The 17,228-nt window shown below is 43.5% G+C and carries 13 protein-coding genes; 6 read left to right on the top strand and 7 right to left on the bottom strand.

What is annotated here, in order from left to right; translation table 11 throughout:
- Nucleotides 1-124 precede the first annotated feature (124 nt).
- Nucleotides 125-745: a DNA-J related domain-containing protein gene (locus R7Z41_RS12705; protein WP_005376328.1), complete on the top strand. Its 621-nt coding sequence runs from the start codon at nt 125-127 to the stop codon at nt 743-745.
- Nucleotides 746-824: 79 nt separating this feature from the next.
- On the opposite strand, the gene R7Z41_RS12700 is transcribed toward R7Z41_RS12705, so the two are convergent.
- The 4 genes from R7Z41_RS12700 to tesA all read right to left on the bottom strand — a co-directional run bounded on the left by R7Z41_RS12700 (nt 825) and on the right by tesA (nt 6,531).
- On the bottom strand, nt 825-2,480 hold the full coding sequence (locus R7Z41_RS12700; RefSeq protein ID WP_225477837.1) for an ABC-ATPase domain-containing protein: 1,656 nt from the start codon (nt 2,478-2,480) through the stop codon (nt 825-827).
- A gap of 71 nt (nt 2,481-2,551) precedes the next feature.
- Complete coding sequence (locus R7Z41_RS12695) at nt 2,552-4,465, bottom strand: sensor domain-containing phosphodiesterase (protein WP_017821934.1); 1,914 nt, start codon at nt 4,463-4,465, stop codon at nt 2,552-2,554.
- A gap of 181 nt (nt 4,466-4,646) precedes the next feature.
- Nucleotides 4,647-5,846 carry an enoyl-ACP reductase FabV gene (gene fabV / locus R7Z41_RS12690; RefSeq protein WP_225477839.1) on the bottom strand — a complete coding sequence of 400 codons (1,200 nt, stop codon included), beginning with the start codon at nt 5,844-5,846 and terminating at the stop codon, nt 4,647-4,649.
- An 82-nt stretch (nt 5,847-5,928) separates the two neighbouring features.
- Nucleotides 5,929-6,531, bottom strand: a complete 603-nt coding sequence (gene tesA, locus R7Z41_RS12685; RefSeq protein ID WP_005376324.1) for a multifunctional acyl-CoA thioesterase I/protease I/lysophospholipase L1 — start codon at nt 6,529-6,531, stop codon at nt 5,929-5,931.
- On the opposite strand from tesA, the gene R7Z41_RS12680 reads away from it, so the two are divergent.
- From R7Z41_RS12680 to R7Z41_RS12670, 3 genes are all read left to right on the top strand, one after another.
- Nucleotides 6,530-7,222, top strand: coding sequence for an ABC transporter ATP-binding protein (locus R7Z41_RS12680; protein WP_005376323.1), 693 nt, complete (start codon nt 6,530-6,532; stop codon nt 7,220-7,222). The genes tesA and R7Z41_RS12680 overlap by 2 nt on opposite strands.
- Nucleotides 7,222-9,678, top strand: a complete 2,457-nt coding sequence (locus R7Z41_RS12675; protein ID WP_165439106.1) for an ABC transporter permease — start codon at nt 7,222-7,224, stop codon at nt 9,676-9,678. The genes R7Z41_RS12680 and R7Z41_RS12675 overlap by 1 nt, the downstream gene beginning before the upstream one ends.
- Before the next feature lie 352 nt (nt 9,679-10,030).
- Nucleotides 10,031-11,470 (top strand): FAD-dependent oxidoreductase, encoded by a 1,440-nt coding sequence (locus R7Z41_RS12670; RefSeq protein ID WP_225477841.1) that lies wholly within the window; start codon nt 10,031-10,033, stop codon nt 11,468-11,470.
- 28 nt (nt 11,471-11,498) lie between these two features.
- Here the strand turns inward: R7Z41_RS12670 and R7Z41_RS12665 are convergent, their stop codons facing one another.
- Genes R7Z41_RS12665 through R7Z41_RS12655 form a run of 3 tightly spaced genes read right to left on the bottom strand, consistent with a single transcriptional unit; the run spans nt 11,499 to nt 13,869 of the window.
- On the bottom strand, nt 11,499-12,434 hold the full coding sequence (locus R7Z41_RS12665) for a biotin-dependent carboxyltransferase family protein (RefSeq protein WP_213877332.1): 936 nt from the start codon (nt 12,432-12,434) through the stop codon (nt 11,499-11,501).
- A complete protein-coding gene (locus R7Z41_RS12660; protein WP_225477843.1) occupies nt 12,431-13,114 on the bottom strand; it encodes a 5-oxoprolinase subunit B family protein in 684 nt (227 codons plus the stop codon). Before R7Z41_RS12660 ends, R7Z41_RS12665 begins: the two co-directional genes overlap by 4 nt.
- Complete coding sequence (locus tag R7Z41_RS12655) at nt 13,114-13,869, bottom strand: 5-oxoprolinase subunit PxpA (protein WP_225477846.1); 756 nt, start codon at nt 13,867-13,869, stop codon at nt 13,114-13,116. Before R7Z41_RS12655 ends, R7Z41_RS12660 begins: the two co-directional genes overlap by 1 nt.
- 319 nt (nt 13,870-14,188) lie before the next feature.
- Between R7Z41_RS12655 and R7Z41_RS12650 the strand changes: the two genes are divergently transcribed.
- On the top strand, nt 14,189-16,147 hold the full coding sequence (locus R7Z41_RS12650; protein WP_017821899.1) for a diguanylate cyclase domain-containing protein: 1,959 nt from the start codon (nt 14,189-14,191) through the stop codon (nt 16,145-16,147).
- A 54-nt stretch (nt 16,148-16,201) separates the two neighbouring features.
- The gene (gene galE, locus R7Z41_RS12645; protein WP_005376309.1) at nt 16,202-17,218 is read left to right on the top strand and encodes a UDP-glucose 4-epimerase GalE; all 1,017 of its coding nucleotides are present in this window, start codon (nt 16,202-16,204) and stop codon (nt 17,216-17,218) included.
- Nucleotides 17,219-17,228: the final 10 nt, after the last annotated feature.

Genomic DNA, 17,228 nt, shown 5'->3' with positions numbered 1-17,228 from the left:
TACGTGATCTCCTTACAAAGGCCGATGGTGAATGACTATCGGCCTTTTTGCATTTATGCTACAAAGTGGAAACTATGTTTTTTGTGCCGTGAATGGGGCCCTAAACTCGTGTCAGAGAGGATGAATGGAAGGACAACGTACTGTCAATAGTATTGAGCCTCATGCAATAGAAAATCCGCTGCTTTGGCCAATGTTAGAAATCCTGAGAAAACAGCCCTCTAATTGGAAAGTGCACACCTTGGCAAGCTCGTTGGGTGAACAAGGTTATATTTCAAAGCTGGACGACTCTCCCGATAAGGATTTATTCAAAAGAAATTTCCTGATCATGAATGCATTATATCAACTGCAAGACACTCTGTATCCGGATAGTTGGCTTCAAGTCGAAGCCATGGATATTCAGCTCATGTCTTCGATGGAAGCTTTGAGGCATAAGATCGATATTCATGATCCTTTGCGTGAGTATTACTTAGATTGGCGCAATTACGAAGCGGACGAAGATGAAGTGCGTCGACTGTTGAATGAATTTTGGACAACTTATCAAAAGTTCATCGGTGGTTCGTCAGTAGCCAGCGTAGATAAGACAAAGGCACTGTCACTATTTGAACTTAACACTGACGCTACGCCTGCGGAAATTAGAAAACAATGGCGAAAACTCGCGCTTCGTTGGCATCCTGATCGAGAAAATGGCGATGCAGAAAGATTTAGAGTTCTTTGTGAAGCGTGGAATGTACTGAGAAACGAATGATTCGCTAAGAATAAAGATAAAGGAAGGCAGCTAACTATAGCTGCCTTTTGATTGAACTGTCTCTGTCAGCGTATCAAAACTAGCATGATGACTTAAACTGAGATTTTCGCATGCGGTTGAGGGCAGCCATAACGTCTAGTGTGCGTGGTTTGGCTAAGTCGCCTTGTTTAGGAAGAGCGGCATGCCACTCACCAGACAGCATTTCTTCAATCTCCTTCGCCGGATGATTACACCAACCTGGAAGTTGAGCAATTTGGAACCATAACCAGCCAATTGTGTTGACTTCATCGGCTGACTCTATCTGTTCCAAAGCGCTAAGATCAGTAAACTCTTTACCAAATCGAAGTGACTCTTTGCCTTTCGCATTCACACGGAACTTGCCGTCAGTCAGAATATTCATCAACGCAACGCGGTTCAGTGCTCGAGGTGGGAAGGTCTGTAAACGTTCTTCTGACTCGTTATGGCGTTGAGTAGGGTGCTGAGCGATAACTTCTTTCGCTTTTTCAGTCACATCAACGGCTTGGTAGTCGTGCATTTGAATGACGGTATCGGCAACGTCTAAGTAGTCGCCCGACCCACCCATAACGATAATGGTAGAGATATCAAGATCATCTCGTAATTGACCAATGCGGTCGACGAGAGGAGTAATTGGCTCATCACCTTTTGCCACCAATGCCTGCATACGCTCATCTCTAATCATGAAGTTGGTAGCAGAAGTATCTTCATCAATCAATAATGTGCTTGCACCCGCTTCAATAGACTCTTGAAGCCAAGCGGCTTGCGACGTTGAGCCTGATGCGTCTTGAGTAGAAAAGTCCGCCGTATCTTTACCCATCGGTAAATGGTTGATGTAGTTTGACAGGTTCAAGTGGTGTAGGCATCGGCCATCTTCGGCACGAATCTTCATAGCCTTGTTATCGGCAACAATGTATTCGCGACCATCTCCTGGAATATGATCGTAAATTGAACGCTCTATTGCATTTAATAAGGTAGATTTACCGTGGAAGCCACCACCTACAATCAGTGTGATACCTTTTGGAATTCCTAATCCTGTGACATGGCCCTTGTTTGGCGCATGTAAAGTGACTTGTAGAGATTCAGGGGCTTTAAACTCAACGGCTTCTTTCATTGGAAGGTCGCAATTACCTGCAATTCGAGGAAGAATACTGCCGTTTGCGACAAACGCGACTAAGTTATTGGCCTCTAACTGTTCTCGTAGGGCATCTTGGTCTTCAACAACTTGGCAGTGCTTAATTAAAGCGGCTTTGTCGAGTTCACGCTCTAAAGTTGCTCGACGGATAAACTTAGGCAGGTGGAAAGTCAGTATGTTGTTGGCTTTTTTCCCCAATACTGAACGACCTTCGGCTGGTAAGTTAACTCGAAAACGCAGTTCAATACCTTCTTCAGTAAACAACACCGCGGTGCTATCCAGTACAGTTTGGCCTGTCAGTGAAATTGATACTGAGTTTTCTTGTTTAGCAAACTGTTCAAAACTACGCGCAATAAAATCACGTGCCGCTCTTTGAAATGCAGGAGACTCGTCTCTTAGCCACTCAAGACCAGTCAAAGACCATGCGCGAGTCGCACGAAAACGTGACGCCGATGCATAAGGGTCACCCTGTACATGATCGATAAACAAAGTGAAATCAGTGAAGTCGTATTGACCTTTGATTTGCTGATAAGCTCGGTAGTTCTGCTTTTCAATTTTCTTAAGCGTGGCAGTCAACTGATCCATGAAGATATTGGCCTTTTAATAGAAGCGGGCGGCGATTATAGAAACCACCGCCCTCATAGTAAAGAGAATGCTTAGGAAGAGTAGGCGTATTGCCCGCCAGAAAGGCGCTGATTAAACAAACTTTGCTCAAATTCATTACAAGGCATAGGTTTACCATAAAGAAAACCTTGTCCGATATCACAACCCTCACCAATAAGAAACTGCTCTTGTTGGTGGGATTCAATGCCCTCGATCACTACTTGGAGTTCCAGTTTTTTTGCAATGTGTATGATTGAACAAATGATCTCGCGATCATCATCTGACTTTTCCATTTGCTGGACGAAGCTTTTATCAATTTTGATGGCATCAAACGGATATTTCTTTAAATAGCTGAACGAAGCATATCCTGTACCAAAATCATCAAGTGACAATGTCACACCTAGTTTATGCAACTTATTTAACGTTGTGCGTGCTACTATTTCATCAGCAATTAGAGCGCTCTCGGTTACTTCGAGTTCGAGAAAGTGTGCTGGCAAATGGAAAGTGTCGAGTAGGTGTTGCACTTGTTCTGCAAAATTTACGTTTTGTAATTGAATGGGAGAAACGTTGACGGCAATTTTGAAGTTATCGATTAACTCAGACCATTGTTTCGCTTTGTCTATCGCGGTACGCAGAACAAAAGAGCCAACTTCAAAGATAAGCCCGTTTTGTTCGGCCATATGTATCAATGCTTCGTTGGAAACGTCGCCAAGTATTGGATGTCTCCAACGAAGCAAGGCTTCTGCGCCAATCCATTTACGTGTTTTGGAGTCTACTTGAGGTTGAAAGTACAACACTAAATCGTCGTTACGCACTGCTTGTAAAAGGTAACTTTCCAGTTCATTGTGACTATTGAGATCAGCCGAATGATTTTCTCTAAAATAACTAAAAGGTTCGCCGGATTCTTTACATAGAAGCATCGCGTAACATGCATGTTGAAGGATACGCTTAGCATTGCTGCAATCTTTGTAAGCTTGAACTATACCGATATACGTGTGCAAATGTATTTCTGTTTTGTTGAAGACAAATCCATCTACGCTAATTTTAGTGATATCATCTAATAGTTGATTTAACCGAGCTTCAATATCCTCTCCCCAAATCAATAAAACCATGTCATTCGAACTTGGTCTACCAGTGATAAATCCGCTAGCACCGTGTCTGGTTAATCTGGAGTGAAATTCTTTTAAAATGTTGTCAAAGACCTCGAACCCGTGCCTGGTCTGAATACTGCGAGCGTTACTAAAACCAATGTTGATGACCACAAGCGATTGCTGATCACTATCAAGGGACTGTAAGGTGTATTGGACAATGTTCTCAAGTGCAGAACGATTTAGAAATCCAGTTCCCTGATCATGTGTTTTTTGGTAGCTCACTTGTTTTTCCGCGGCTTTACGGCGATCAATTTCTTGTGTTAAGGAGTAACTTAACTGGGCTAAATCCGTGGTACGATTTTCAATTCGACTCTTTAGCTCGGTGTTAAGTCGCTGAAGTTTATGTTGTTGGTACACAACTGAAAGCTGTGCTTCGATTGAATCTTTGAAAGTTTCAAGCAACTGACGGTAACTATCGTTGTACTCGTTTCTCTCAGAGTCAAGCATACAGATTGTTCCAAATGACTCCCCATTTGGCCAGAATAGCGGTAAGCCGCAATAAGAAATCATGCCTAGTTTGATGTCTGGGTTATTTTGCCATTCTTCATCTTCAAGCGCATTGGGGATTACAAGCTCGCCTTTCTGTTCTATAACTTGCTCGCAATACAAACCGTTACCAAGCTGCTCTGCATCGCCAGTACGATAAGGATTACCTAGAGTTTCGCTAGATGTATTTACTTCTATGCGATCCGGATGGATACGCATAATTAATGTGGTGGGTACGTGTGTTATTTGAGCCAGTAAGTTGACGATTTCTTGCCAACTTCTTCGCATAGACTCAGGGATTTCGTAGTCTAATGTTTGCAATCTCCCCATATAGGTCATCCTTTACGTGGTTTCACTTCCTGTGAATTTAAAAATGCAGACTGCTCTATTTTGTTCTCGCTTTTTAATTAAGTATAGGGTGGCTAGGGCTCGAAACAAAAAAAAGTCCTGAAAAGTGTTCAGGACTAGGAATAGTTGTCACATATCTCATCCTTGAAACAGATAACAAGCATCAAGGCTTAAGCGACATTAACGATTCAATAGAAATATCTTGCGAATAGTCGACATCTTTAAAGTTAAAGCCATTGAGCTTCATAAATTCATCTTTGAAACCTTGGTAATCACCAATCTCTTTAAAGTTATCAGCATTCATTTGTTCTAAAAGAGCGTGGACTTCTTGTTGAACTTGCGGTTCAAGTTCCAAGTCATCTATTCGAATCAAGCGTTCGCCATCAACTGGCACTTTCTCTTGATCGTATAACTTCGTAGTAAACAGCCGCTGCATTTGTTCAATACAGCGTTCGTGAGTACCTTTTTCCTTCATCACTCGATAAAGCGCTAACAGGTAAGGGCTTAGAGCAGGGATGAATACACTGGCTTTCGTCACCAACGCCTTACACACGGTTGCGTAAGCACCGCCGTCAAAGTTGGCGAGTTTGAGGTTTAATGAATGACTGGTTTGGTGTAAATCGATTTTCGCTCGACCTAACGTACCATCGAGATAAATTGGGTGCGTAATGTCAGGGCCCATGTAAGAAAAGGCGATGGTTTTGCAGCCGTTTGCGATAGAGTCGTTATTGATGAGTGTGTCAATCCAGCTTTCCCAGTCTTCGCCGCCCATTACTTTAATGGTGGCATTGGCTTCCTCTTCTGTTGCAGGCGTTAAGGTGGTTTCTATCCACTTATCGTTCTCCAGCATGATAGAAGCGCCAGTGACAGGTTCACCAATAGGTTTAATGACACTGCGCCAAAACTCATCAGATTCAGGTTTAGGTCGAACACCGGTTGCCAAGCTATAGATGACTAAGTCAACTTCACCCTCAAAGTACGTTTCAATGGCTTCAATCACTTGATTGCGCACCGAACCAGAGAATGCATCGCCAACAATATTTATTGCGGTACGCCCGGCTTGATTTGCTTCTTGCTTAAAAAAGACGTCGTTATACCAACCCGCACTCCCAACCCCTTTCTCTGAAGGGCCACGCTCAAATGAGACGCCAATGGTATCGGCGTTAGCGCCACCGAACGTTAGGGCTATTCGTGCCGCTAGGCCGAAACCAGAGGAGGCACCAATAATCAAAACCCGTTTTGGGCCTTTTTTGATCTGTGGGGCGTGCTTTACGTATTCAATTTGCTCTTTAATAGATGCATGACACCCTTTGGGGTGCGCAGAGCGAGCAACAACACCTTGAATTAACGGTTCTATTCGCATGTTGTTATCTATCCTCGATGAGTGGAATTGAAAATAGATTAACGTAAAGTTACGTAAAACTTATTGAGCTAGACCATTAAAATTAGAGATGTTTAATTAATTCTTGAGCAACGAAATCAGCGATCCAAGGTTGTGCATCTGGTTTTGGGTGAAGGCCATCATCCATCATCCATTCTGGTTTGGTGACAACATGCTCTAAGAAGAATGGCATCAAGGCAACTTGTTGATGCTGTGCAAGCTTAGGGTAGATATCGTAAAACATATCGCTATAGCGCTTACCATAATTAGGCGGAACCCGAATTTGCATCATGACAACGTCCGCACCAGAATCTTTTATCATGGTAATCATTTTTGAAAGATTCGACGTAATAAGTTTAGGAGGGAAACCTCTTAGGCCATCGTTGGCACCTAACTCAATAAGTACCATGTCAGGGCTATGCTGAGTTAGCAACTGAGGTAACCGTGCTAAGCCATTGCCAGTGGTATCGCCAGAAATGCTGGCATTAATAACTGTTACATCTTGACCATGTTCTGACAACGCATCAGGGAGTAAGCTAGGCCAACTCTCTTCGATCGGCATCTGATAGCCTGCACTCAAGCTATCACCCAAGACAAGTAGCTTTTCGCTCGCATGTGCAGTAGCGGAAAAACAAAAAAATAGAACTAAGGAAAGTATACGAATCATGCAAACACCTGTACTTAATGCACCTATTGTTCAAGCCAATTTGGTTTCTAAACAAGTCTCTACTAATCAAGAACAATTAACAATCCTCAAAGACGTAAATGTTGACATCCGAAAAGGAGAAAAAATCGCCATCGTCGGAACTTCCGGTGCAGGTAAGTCAACATTGATGACGTTGCTAGCTGGTCTTGATACGCCGACATCAGGCGAAATTACTTTATTAGGTCATGAATTATCAAAACTGGACGATGAAGCACGTGCGAAAATTCGGGCTGACTCTTTAGGTTTCGTTTTCCAAAGTTTCCTGTTAATCCCGAGTTTGAGTGCATTACGTAATGTCACGCTTCCTTGTCTTTTACGTGGTGAAGCCGAAGATGAAGCAAGAGCAGCGGAATTGTTAGCTGCTGTTGGATTGGAAAAACGTGTCGATCATCTACCAAGCCAGTTATCTGGTGGTGAACAACAGCGAGTTGCGCTAGCGCGTGCATTTATGACACAACCTGAACTGTTGTTCGCAGACGAGCCTACCGGCAATCTTGACCATCAAACCGCAGACAAAGTGATTGAGCTGCTATTCGATCTTAATGAACAGCACGGGACAACTCTGATTTTAGTAACACACGATGGTCATCTAGCAAGCCGATGTGACCGTATCTATCGTATGGAGGCGGGTGAGCTTAAGGAGGAGATATAATGTCTGCAGTATCATCAAGTGAAGCAACATCCACAGAGCAAAACAGTACAACACAGCACTCGTCGAATAAAAGTTTGATACGTTGGAGTTTCGGCGAAATAAGGCAGGGGAATCTTTGGCCTATTAGCGTTGCTCTTATTCTCGTGATTGCGAGTATCTTTGCGCTTTCTGCATTAGCAGAACGAATGGAGCAGGTGATCGTCAAGCAGGGGAAGGATGCATTAACGGCAGATGCGGTGTTTGTGTCTGCTAATCCCATTCCGGACACGTTGTTAACCTCGACTGAAAACCTTGAACGTTCGATGATGACGCGATTTGCCACTATGGCATTTAGCGATAATGGTATGCAGCTTATTTCTGTAAGGGCGGTGGATGATAATTACCCTTTAATGGGAGAGCTCGTTCTTGAAAATAATCCGGCCGGTCGCGTTAAAGAGAACCAACTCTGGCTTGATGAGCGGATTATGACTCAACTAAACGTAAACTCAGGTGACAGCGTCACGATAGGCGATGCCGAGTTTACTGTATCAGGCGCAGTATTGATGGAACCTGGCTTGAGCTTTAATCCATTTCAGCAAATGCCTTCTGCATACATTCATCAAAGTGACGTAGATAAAACAGGAGCAATTCAAGTTGGGAGCCGAGTTCAATACCGTCTGTTTTTACAAGCCGATGATAAAACACTAAAGAGCTTACAAGATGATACGCAGCTTTCTCCGAGCGATCGCTGGCGCACGCAAGATACTGCCAGTCGTAGTAATGAGGTTTTTGAACGCACGACGCAGTATCTGTCGTTGACCGTAGCGATTGTCATCATTATGGCAGCGACAACATTGGTTCTTACTTGTCAAAATTACGTGAACAGCCGGACACAAACTATCGCGATGTTGAAAAGTCTTGGTGCGAGCCGCCGATGGATTGAAAAGTGGTTATTTATTCAAGTCACAATCCTTCTCATTAGTGCCAGTGTCGTCGGTCTATTGTTAGGGAGCGGGCTGGAATATTTATTACGTATTCCACTCAAAGACTTATTACCCGACCCACTCCCTAGTTACGGCGTCACACCATTTTTGGTGGCATTTATCTCAGCAGTCTTGATTACGGTGCCTGCTCTCGGTATACCACTTTTAGGCTTGATTAAAACTCCCGCGTTAGAAGTGCTACAGCAGGGTAAAGCGCAACGTTCTTGGAAGCGAATGTTACTTGTTCTAGTGCCCGTTATTCCATTACTTTTACTGTATGCTGATAACACCTTAGTTTGGATCGTGCTCACTGGTATAGCGGTACTGTTTGTGGTACTCGCAGCAGTTAGCGTCACACTCACAAAGCTGTTTGCACGTGTGTCAACCCATCCTGCAATGAAGCTTGCGTTGAGTCGTATCAACCGGACGCCAGTAACCAGCGGCCTACAGTTTGGTGCTTTGGCATTATCTTTGATGTTGCTGTCTATCATTTGGCTTGTGCGCAGCGATATTCTCGCGGATTGGGAGAGAACCTTACCTGCAGACGCGCCAAATGTGTTCGCTTTGAACATTGGTGATTATGAGCTCGATAACTACCTAGAAACCCTAGATAAAAATGGAGTTACGCGGTCACAAGCTTATCCAATAATTCGTGGACGACTAACAGAGATTAACGGTCAAAACGTCAAAGAGATTGATTACGAAGGAGAAGGTTCTGACGCGATACGTCGAGAGCTAAACCTGACATGGGGAGATACCCTACCAGAATATAATGATGTGCTTTCGGGTGAATGGACAAACAAAGGGAGTGTATCTGTAGAAGCGGATGTAGCAAATGACTTAGGCATAAAACTCGGTGATACGCTGCGCTTTGTAATAAACAGCCAGAATTACGATGCAGTAGTAGATACCATCCGTTATGTCGAATGGCGTGACATGAAGCCTAACTTTTATTTTATTTTCTCATCTGACGTGATGGCTAATTTACCTGGTTCTTACCTCATCAGTTATAGGATTGAAGAAGGAAATGAAGCGTTGTTGACGTCAATGTCACGTGCTCACCCAACGGTCTCTGTTTTAGATATCCGAACTATGGGCGAGAAAATTCAGGCTTTGATTCAGCAAATCGTATCAGCAATCACCATCCTTGCTCTTTTAGGCGTTGTTGCTGGTCTGCTGCTCATCTTTACGCTACTGAGGTTAAGCTTGTCCCAACGCCAACAAGAGATTCGTTTGTATCGCACATTAGGTTCAAGTAAGAAACGGATCAACACAACCCTGTGGGCCGAGTACGGAATTATGGCGTTGATTGCTAGTGGTGTTGCGGTATTCGCTGCGGAAGTTTGTGTGGCCGCAGTCATGACATATGGATTCGATCTCAATGCACAAATTCACCCCGAATTGTGGATAGCTTTACCGCTTGCAACATTTGTTACGTTGGCACTTGTAGTGATGAGTTTGTTGAAAAGATTGTTAACGCCAGTAAACACTTAATCGCAGCGAGTGTTATCAAGTTTGGAACACTCCATGACACTTTTATTTTAGTTATCCACAAAAACAGTGGATAACTTTTGGGATAACTAAATGGGGTAAAAAGTGGGGTGTTTCTGCAGGCTTTGCGCCATGGGTCTTACAGTGAAATTCTTATTCACATAGACACAAAAAAGTGTCTTCTTAACCATGTCGTCAAGTACTTTTTCGCAAATTTTTTCTACTTTAATGCACTTTACAGGCGCTGTTGGATATTTCGCAAACCCATGAACTTTTTGTGATTTTAATCAAGTCCAAACACGAGTAGAATTCACCGTTAGTAAAGAATTTTCCTTATAAAATTTTTAGTGAAGCAATGAAGTCTGAGTTTCCAAGTTATAAAGATAAGCATATCGCTGTTGTTGGTGGCGGTGTAGCAGGTGCAACAGCAGCAATTCATTTTGCGGAGCTGGGTTTTAAAGTTTCCGTAATAGAGAAGGGCGTATCACTAGTAAATGGTCCACCCATTTGTCATTTGCATGCTGGTGGTAATTTATATCGAGAGATTTCCGAGCAACAGTGCTTAGACTTGTTAGCACAATCTATTGATACTGTTCGCCTGTATCCGCTTTCACTGAATATTCGTCCGACAATCATCGCGGTTCCTCATTCCGATGGTGGAGACCCATCCACACTAATTCCGCGATTAGAGGTTGTGAAAAGTGCTTATCAGACGCTCGTTGATAAAGATGAGAGTAATAAAGTGCTCGGCGAGCCAAGCGAATACTACAAACTGTATTCAAAAGCGGAGCTAGAAGCTCTCGCGCAACGTACTCAACCAAGTCATCCTACAAACTTCGATGAGTGGTGCATTCCTTTTGCTCAACATGCTGATCTTGAAGCGCTAAAGTATCCTGTTGTCGCAGTTCAAGAATATGGTTGGAGTGTTTTTCGCCTCGCCGCAATTGCCAACTTAACACTAGATACGCTTCCTAATGCTTCGGTCTTCACACAAGCAACGTTTAAGCAAGCCGATTGGATGGGGGAACACTGGCAACTTGGCTATGAACGTGAAGGTATCGATTACCTGATGACATGCGACTACTTGGTTAACGCGTGTGGCTTTGAAACAGGCTCAATTGACAACACAGTTGGTGCCAAGCGAGACAGGTTGGTGGAGTTTAAAGCCGCTTACGTTACGAGGTGGGCAGACTGTCAACAACAATGGCCAGAAGTTATTTTTCATGGCCCGCGTGGAACCGATAAAGGAATGGCTCAATTGACGCCTTATGGCGATGGTTACTTTCAACTTCATGGTATGACAAAAGGAATCACGCTGTTTGAAGATGGTTTAGTGGAGAGCACGAACTCATCTGCTCAACCTGAACTGCCTATGCCTTTACTCTCGAAGATCCGTTACGGCTGGAGAGAAGAAGTGTTAGAAGAGCGAACGAACAACGCCATCAAACACATGGCACAGTTCATTCCCGACTATCACTCTGCTGTAAAAGGAGGAAAAGCATTATTTGGCGCTCAGCAAATTCCCGGCACAGATCCAGTACTCAGAGCGGCAGATGTGACTTTTGAAGATAACCACTACGCGAGAATAGAGGTGGTAAAAGCGTCATCGACACTACTCGCAGCACAAAAAATGCTTCAATTCTGGTTTGACATCGATCCTAACCAAAATGTGGAAACACAGCATCCGGTCGCTGTAAAGTGGTCTGAAAAAGAGGTCGAGCAGTACGCGATTAAACTCACTCAAGAGCGAGGCTATCCTCAAGCTTTGGCAGTGCGTTATGGTATGCCTGCATAATCGGCTGTGTTTGGGCTCAGTGGTTGTATTAATACCCAAAAAACTGAGCCCATTGGCACCATACTTCTTGCAAGCCTAGTCTCTCTCCTTTCACAAAATTGACTTTTTGTCCGGGTTTCGCCTGTGCCAGTCTAGGTAAGTCAATACGAGCTACGCAACCAAATTTAGGATACCCGCCAATAGTCTGGTGATCGTTGAGCAGCACAATAGGGTTACCATCGCTAGGTACTTGAATTGAACCTAATGCAATTCCCTCTGATAGGACGCCTTCGTAAGGTGGACGAATGTTATTGCCCTCAAGACGGTAGCCCATGCGATTCGAATTGGGGGAGATGATGAATGCTTTGTTGTAAAATGCTTGGCGAGCGTCTTCATCAAAGTCCTCGTTCTGATAGCCTTCAATCACTCTCAGCTTAATGGGTAAGTTGTAATCTGGTTTAAAGCGAAACGTCATTTGCCTTGGTTTACGTTTCGGTAAGTTATGAGGGACAAAGGGAAGAATATCGCCAGCTTTCAAAGCGCCACCATTTGAATCATAACCACCTAGAGATTCTCGCAAGACGGTCGATGCGCTTCCTAAGTGCTGAGCAACATTAAATCCACCTTTAACCGCCAGGTAGGAGCGGAGTCCATTTCTTGCGACTCCGAACTGAAGCTTCTGTCCTTTTTTCAACGTAAAGTCGGACCAATTTGAAATAGGTTCACCATCTATTTTTGCATTTAAATCACCGCCACATATAGCAAGGTGGCAGTTATGCAAGGCAATAAAACAAGCGTTACCCAAAGTAATTTCAATCGCAACGCAATTGACTACGTTACCAAGCAAATGGTTGGCCCAGCTGTAAGCATAGTCGTCGACCGGCCCACCTTGAGTCACACCGACATGCGCTAAGCCAAAACGACCAAAGTCTTGAACTAAAGAGAGCGGTCCTGGCTTTTCCACCAGTAATCCACCGTAACTCATAGTACGCCTCCTAAATCGATAAACTCTTGTTTTGAAATAGCATTAAAGGTGACCTTGTCACCCACTTCAAACGGTATAAAAGGAGGAGAGTCGGAGAAGAGCGCAAGAGGGCTTTTACCAATAATGTTCCATCCGCCAGGACTATCTGATGGATAGACAGCCGTTTTAGAGTCTGCGATTCCTACACTTCCGGCCGGCACTTGTGTTCTTGGTGTGGCAAGCCTTGGCATGTACAATTGAGTATCAACGTCAGAGAGAAATGCAAAGCCTGGAGCAAAGCCAATTGCAGAAACCGCGTACTCGGTTTTCGTATGCAGGGTAATAAGATCGTCTAATGACAGACCTCGCTTTTGAAAACGAGATAGATCTAACGCGGTTTCTTCAGAGTAATATACAGGGATAGTAATGTGATTCGGCTGGGAAAGCTTAAGTGATTGAGTATCAAACTGGCTCACGATTTGTTGCAGCTCATTGACTAAGTTCTTTTCGTTGATTCGAAAAGGTAAGTAATCAATGAGAATAGTTTGATAGGAGGGGACAACGTTCATAATAATTGAAGCGAAAGTTTCTCTTATGCTGCGAGCAATCTCTCCGACTGCATTTTCAGAAATACTCACATCAAACTTAATGAAAATACTGCACTCGGAGATCAAAGAGATATTAAATTTCTCTTTATGCATTAATTTCCTCCAGCGTATAGGCTTTGGCGGATCTTTTGGATCAGCGCGATCGACTCTTCATTGTCACCATGAACACAAATTGTGTCGGCTTCCAATAATATGTAACCGCCTGAAGCGGTTTTGACACGCCCAGAGTCAGCTAAGGTCCGGACTTGCTCAAGTATCGCGTGCTCGCTTTTTAACACAGCATTGGGCTGTGTTCTAGGAGTCAGTAAGCCGTCATCTTGGTATAAACGATCTGCAAATGCTTCAAATAGCAAGGGAACATCATAATCGTCTGCGATTTCTAAGTATTTTTCGTTTTCCTGTGAAGCTAGGATCATTAACGGTACTTTGAACAGTGCTGCCGCCTTTACTACCGCTCTAAATATCGCATCACTTTTCATCATGTCGTTGTATAGAGCGCCATGAGGTTTTATGTAACTGATGTCTGTGTATTGCGCCCGGCATAATGCTTGTAAAGCACCAACCTGATATATAACCATGTTCGTAATTTCATCACCCGTCATGCTTATGCTTCGTCTGCCAAAGCCTTGTAGGTCGGCGTAACCTGGGTGTGCGCCAATATCAACATCGTTGTCATTCGCTAGGGTGATGGTGTCGTGCATGACATTAGGGTCGGAGGCATGAAAACCACACGCGATGTTCGCCATATCAACATGGGGCATCACGTATTCATCTGCGCCCATACTCCAAGAGCCAAAGCTCTCGCCCATATCACAGTTCAATGTAAGTTGCTGTTTATTCAATGTCATACGTTTTATTTCTACACAAGCAATGGGTTTACGATGCAGGAAAATGCATCTAGGTTCAGTGACTCACTTCATTCTTCTATCATGAAAACGAGGCTTTTTGAGCAGATAGGTGACGAAAAAGATCACGTTAGTCCATAAAGATGTTGCCGTTATTTGAGTTGATCCGAATTTTGAGGTATTTCGTTTCTTTTCCATCCAATTTTTGAGAATTTAAGGTTATTTTGCATTAGCATCGTGTTAATCTTGTCGCCCTTCATGGGTGATAGATTGCATAATGGTTCTTCTGTCATTTTTGTAGTTGTCTGCGACAGGAATATATATGTCATTACGAGCGAAGCTTATTTGGCCTCTTCTGGTCTTTTTAACGGCTATCTTTGTTATCTCAAAAGGTTACACCTCGTATACTGTATACCAATCGTCTAAGCATGAACTGGTCGAGCAGACAAGAAAGCTGATTAACAATGTTTCTTTCTCAATTAAAGATGCGCTGACAACAAAGGACAAGCAAAAAGCTCAAACTATTCTCGCCAACTTTTTAAACCAGCCAAATGTAACGCGGGTCAAACTTTATGACCAAGATGACCAACCATTCGCTGTTATGGAGATAAGTGGGGCACTAGCACCCGTTCCAAGTCAAACCGAAAGAAGTAGGTTGCACGCTCTAGGCTATGCCTTATCAACCAAATTTCTTTATGTTCTAGAGCCGATTATCCATGATGGCTATGTCATTGGTAGCATGAGAGTTACGCTTTCTCATCGCCCAATTGTAGAAGCCATACAATCTTTACTTCAAGATGGCGCTTTACTTCTTCTGTTTCTTATCGCTGGTGGCACTGTTTTTTACATAAGTATCGAGAGGCTTGTTCTCAAGCCCGTGATGGAACTCAACCGCGTAATAGAGAATGTGACACACGGACGAAACACGGAACATCAAGCTCGCTATTACGCCAAGGATGAAATTGGAGACCTCGCGAGCTCTTTCAATCAAATGATGAATAGGTTAACAGTACGTGAGAAGCAGCGGCAACATTCGCTAGACACACTAGAACAAAAGCGCGCATTTTCAGAAGAGGTTATCGAATCTGTTCAGCATGCATTAGTTATTACAGACAATTCCGGACGTGTTATTCATTGTAATACGGCGACCCAGCAAATATTTCAAAAAAAATTAGATGAACTTAAATATGCCAATATTCGTGATCTAATTAAAACTAAAACACCGAATGAGCTGAGTCAGATCCTGAGTCGAGGCCTAGAGTGCGATGATATTCACCTCAAAAATGCAGATAACGAACAGCAGTTGAGCCTAACCAGTCGTCGCCTCTCGACACATGAATACTTACTGTTTTCGATTCAAGATATCACCGAAATTGAAGAAGCCATAAACCGGCAACGTGTTGCGGGACGTGTTTTTGAAAGCAGCCAAGATGGTCTCATTGTTCTTAATCATCGCGGTGTCATTACGATGGCAAACCCTGCCGTCACTAAGTTAGTCGGCTTAGAGGTGGATCAGCTTATTGGGAAATCATTCATCCAAACGCTAAAGTGGCGCAAGTTACAGGAAATGATGCCTAGTATCATCGAGTCGATAGAAAATTATGGCGTTTGGCAAGGTGAAGTTATCGAGAAGAACCATATTGGTCAGTTTGTACCGATGTTTGCTCGAGTCAATCGTATCGTTAAGTGTGAAGACTATGGTTTCTATGATCTGGTTATTGTTCTTACCGACCTTTCCGGCGCAAAAGAGATGGAACGATTGGAGCATTTAGCTCATCACGATGCTTTAACGGGGTTAGCCAATCGATCTAAGTTCCATTTAGAGTTGGAACAACTAGTACAACGCTCTGGATACTTGCGTGACGAATTTGCAGTTTTGTACCTCGATCTGGATGGATTTAAAGAAGTTAACGATACCTACGGTCATGATGCAGGTGATGAAGTTTTGAAAAAAGTTTCCGAGCGTCTAACATCTGCGACGAGACATAGTGATTTAATCGCAAGACTTTCTGGTGATGAATTTGTCATGTTGGTTAATCCCGCCAATCAAAAAGTGGTCACCCGAATAGCAGAACAGTTGCTCGAGAGCATATGTGCTCCAATTGAGTACAAAGGTCACTTACTCAAAGTTGGCGTTAGTATCGGCGTAAAATTAGTCGGCGTAAATGAGCGCGATGCTACTCGAGTTTTAAAAAGTGCGGATACGGCAATGTATCAAGCAAAGAAAGCCGGGAAAGGCCAAGCAATATTAATGGGATGCGAATTACAAGAGACAGTTTAAATCGTAACGTCAAAGCTTTAAACTAACCCAATTCGCGTCAGAAGGAATAATAAAATGAAAGTACTCGTTACGGGTGGTATGGGCTATATCGGTAGTCATACGTGTATTCAAATGATCGAAGCTGGCATGACGCCAGTGATTCTAGACAACCTGTACAACAGTAAATCTACGGTATTAGATCGAATTGAAAAGGTATGTGGTGTAAAGCCAACCTTCATTAAAGCCGATATCAGAGATAAATTGGCGATGGTAGAAGCACTAAAGTCGCACAATATTGAAGCTGTTATCCATTTTGCAGGTTTAAAGGCCGTCGGTGAGTCTGTAGCAAAACCTCTAGAGTATTACGACAACAACGTTAATGGCACTTTAGTATTGGTTGATGCAATGCGCGAAGCCGGAGTTAAATCGTTGGTATTTAGTTCATCAGCGACTGTATACGGTGATCCTGCATCTGTACCCATCACTGAGGACTTTCCAACTAGCGCAACTAACCCATATGGTCGCAGCAAGTTAATGGTGGAAGAGTGTTTAACCGACTTCCAAAATGCGAACCCTGACTGGAGCATTACACTTCTTCGTTACTTTAACCCGGTAGGTTCACATCCAACAGGCGAGCTAGGTGAAGATCCTCAAGGTATTCCAAACAACTTAATGCCGTTTGTTTCTCAAGTTGCGGTAGGGCGAAGAGAGTTCCTTTCTGTGTTTGGTAGTGATTATCCGACCAAAGATGGCACAGGCGTACGTGATTATATTCATGTAATGGACTTATCCGATGGTCACGTTGCTGCATTAGAAAAAGTAGGTAGCAAAGCTGGCCTTCATATCTATAACCTCGGTACTGGTAACGGCTACAGTGTACTGGACATGGTGAAAGCATTTGAAGCCGCAAGTGGTAAAGATGTCCCATACCAACTTGTTGAGCGTCGTCCAGGTGATATTGCAGAGTGTTGGGCGGATCCATCAAAAGCGATGAATGAGTTAGGTTGGAAAGCAACTCGCACTCTAGAAGAAATGACTGGCGATACATGGCGCTGGCAGTCTACTAACCCTCAAGGTTATCCAGACGCCTAATCTTTAATTT

Source organism: Vibrio sp. 1457, from assembly GCF_033340195.1.
Classification (GTDB): domain Bacteria; phylum Pseudomonadota; class Gammaproteobacteria; order Enterobacterales; family Vibrionaceae; genus Vibrio; species Vibrio alginolyticus.
The sequence above is the reverse complement of the archived record's forward strand: the minus strand, read 5'-3'. Positions and strand labels throughout refer to the sequence as shown.

Bases quoted from the DNA above. Each gene is read 5' to 3' on its own strand.
- R7Z41_RS12705 (WP_005376328.1), top strand. From the start codon at position 125: ATGGAAGGACAACGTACTGTCAATAGTATTGAGCCTCATGCAATAGAA.
- R7Z41_RS12700 (WP_225477837.1), bottom strand. From the start codon at position 2,480: ATGGATCAGTTGACTGCCACGCTTAAGAAAATTGAAAAGCAGAACTAC.
- R7Z41_RS12695 (WP_017821934.1), bottom strand. From the start codon at position 4,465: ATGGGGAGATTGCAAACATTAGACTACGAAATCCCTGAGTCTATGCGA.
- fabV (WP_225477839.1), bottom strand. From the start codon at position 5,846: ATGCGAATAGAACCGTTAATTCAAGGTGTTGTTGCTCGCTCTGCGCAC.
- R7Z41_RS12680 (WP_005376323.1), top strand. From the start codon at position 6,530: ATGCAAACACCTGTACTTAATGCACCTATTGTTCAAGCCAATTTGGTT.
- tesA (WP_005376324.1), bottom strand. From the start codon at position 6,531: ATGATTCGTATACTTTCCTTAGTTCTATTTTTTTGTTTTTCCGCTACT.
- R7Z41_RS12675 (WP_165439106.1), top strand. From the start codon at position 7,222: ATGTCTGCAGTATCATCAAGTGAAGCAACATCCACAGAGCAAAACAGT.
- R7Z41_RS12670 (WP_225477841.1), top strand. From the start codon at position 10,031: ATGAAGTCTGAGTTTCCAAGTTATAAAGATAAGCATATCGCTGTTGTT.
- R7Z41_RS12665 (WP_213877332.1), bottom strand. From the start codon at position 12,434: ATGAGTTACGGTGGATTACTGGTGGAAAAGCCAGGACCGCTCTCTTTA.
- R7Z41_RS12660 (WP_225477843.1), bottom strand. From the start codon at position 13,114: ATGCATAAAGAGAAATTTAATATCTCTTTGATCTCCGAGTGCAGTATT.
- R7Z41_RS12655 (WP_225477846.1), bottom strand. From the start codon at position 13,869: ATGACATTGAATAAACAGCAACTTACATTGAACTGTGATATGGGCGAG.
- R7Z41_RS12650 (WP_017821899.1), top strand. From the start codon at position 14,189: ATGTCATTACGAGCGAAGCTTATTTGGCCTCTTCTGGTCTTTTTAACG.
- galE (WP_005376309.1), top strand. From the start codon at position 16,202: ATGAAAGTACTCGTTACGGGTGGTATGGGCTATATCGGTAGTCATACG.